This is a genomic window from Micromonospora sp. NPDC003944, assembly GCF_053605225.1.
In genome coordinates, this window is sequence record NZ_JBSGIV010000143.1 from 1 (window position 1) to 1,701 (window position 1,701).

Sequence of the window (1,701 nt, forward strand, 5' to 3'; positions counted from 1 at the left end):
GCCACGCTCGGCGCGGTCGGCGCGGCAGCCACGCTCGGCGCGGTCGGCGCGGCGGCCGCGCTCGGCGCGGTCACCGGCGGGCGTCGCTGGTGCGAGCGGCCTGCCGGCGCCGGCCCAACCACCCGCGGCTGACGGGACGGGACAGCGACCGGGCGAGCCGGTCGGCGGCCGCGTCGGCGCGCAGCTCGGCGGCGTGCGTACGGTGCAGGGTGAGCAGGAAATCTGCGTCGTTGCCGAACATGTCGGGCTCCTTCGTGGTGTCGTCGTCTGCTGCTGACGACTCTTCGCGCGAAGGCCCCACCCGGGCATGGGCACAGCGCCTCATCTTCCCGACCCACAGCCTCCTTACCCGTCCGGTCCGGGTGCCTCAGGCGACGTAAGGTACTCAGTTCCCCGCGGCACCCGGACGCGGATCAACGGGGCAGGCGGCGACCACTAGACTCTGCGGCATGGCAAAGCCCCAGGAGAAGGTCTCGTTCGGCCAGCGGCTGAAGCAGATCGGGATGGTGTTCCAGTTCACCGCCAAGCAGGACCGGTGGTTCGCGCCGTTGGTCGCCGCAGCGGTGCTGATCCCGCTCGCGCTCACCGTGGTCGCGGTCATCCTCTGGGGCTGGATCTGGCTGCCGCTGGGCATCCTGTTCATCCTGCTCGCGGTGCTGATCGTGCTCAACCTCCGCTCCAACAAGGCGATGATGAACGCCGCCGAGGGGCAACCCGGCGCGGCGGCGCAGATCATGGAGAACATGCGCGGCGACTGGCGGGTGACCCCGGCGGTCAGCTCGACCACCCAGATGGACATGGTCCACCTGGTGATCGGCCGCCCGGGCGTGATCCTGCTGGCCGAAGGCAACCCGCAGCGGGTGCGCGGGCTGCTCGGTCAGGAGAAGCGGCGGCTGTCCAAGGTGATCGGCTCCGCTCCCCTGCACGACTACGTGATCGGGCAGGACGAGGGCGAGCTGCCCATCCGCAAGCTCCGCACCACCCTGCTGCGCCTGCCCCGCGCCCTCTCCGGCAAGGACGTCAACTCGCTGGACAAGCGACTCAAGGCGCTCACCGCCCGACCGCAGATGCCCAAGGGCGCGATCCCGAAGAACATGCGTCCGCCGGGCGCCTTCCGCCAGTCGCGGGGCCGCTGACCCAAGAGGTACGCGTAGAAGGAGCCGGACCCGGCAGGTCCGGCTCCTTCGCGTACACCCTCCTGCCGGCCTCATGCCGCCGGCCCACCCGGCCACCTCGGCCCCTCAGGCCGCCCGCGCACCAGTCCTGCCTGGCCGCCACCCGGCCCTCCCGGTCTCCCCCGGCCTTCCGGCCTGTCTCCCCCGGCGTTCCGGCGTTCCGGTGTTCCCGGCCATCCGGTCTCCCCCGGCGTTCCGGTCTCCTCCGGCGTTCCGGTGTCCCCCGGCCTTCTGGTCTCCCGCGGCCCCTCGGCCTGGTCCTAGGCTCGCGACTCTGGCCCTTGCCCCGGCCCCGGCCGGGGTCCCGGCCAAGATCGTGCTCGATCATCGATGTAGTGGCCTCGCGCGCGGCGGATGCCACTACATCAATGATCGAGTGCGATCTTGCGGGGCGCGGAGCGCGAGGTTGCACAGCGTGGGCGCGGGGCGCGGGGCGCAGAGCGCGGAGCGCACGTGTGCCCGCAACTGCGCCTCGGCGGTGTCGGCCGCCAGTGCGTCTTTGAACCAGGCCCGCTGCATCGTGGGA

General features: G+C 72.1%; 2 protein-coding genes. One reads left to right on the forward strand and one right to left on the reverse strand.

Annotated features, from left to right (window positions below):
• Positions 1 to 70: 70 nt before the first annotated feature.
• Entirely contained in the window at positions 71 to 241 is a 171-nt protein-coding gene (locus ACWER9_RS31805) for a hypothetical protein (RefSeq protein WP_387176631.1), read from the reverse strand.
• Positions 242 to 449: 208 nt separating this feature from the next.
• Here ACWER9_RS31805 and ACWER9_RS31810 point away from each other — a divergent pair, with 208 nt between their 5' ends.
• Positions 450 to 1,136, forward strand: coding sequence for a DUF4191 domain-containing protein (locus ACWER9_RS31810; protein ID WP_285795352.1), 687 nt, complete (start codon positions 450 to 452; stop codon positions 1,134 to 1,136).
• Positions 1,137 to 1,701 lie beyond the last annotated feature (565 nt).

Excerpts from the sequence above, each read along its gene's own strand:
- ACWER9_RS31810 (WP_285795352.1), top strand. The coding sequence starts at position 450 with ATGGCAAAGCCCCAGGAGAAGGTCTCGTTCGGCCAGCGGCTGAAGCAG.
- ACWER9_RS31805 (WP_387176631.1), bottom strand. The coding sequence starts at position 241 with ATGTTCGGCAACGACGCAGATTTCCTGCTCACCCTGCACCGTACGCAC.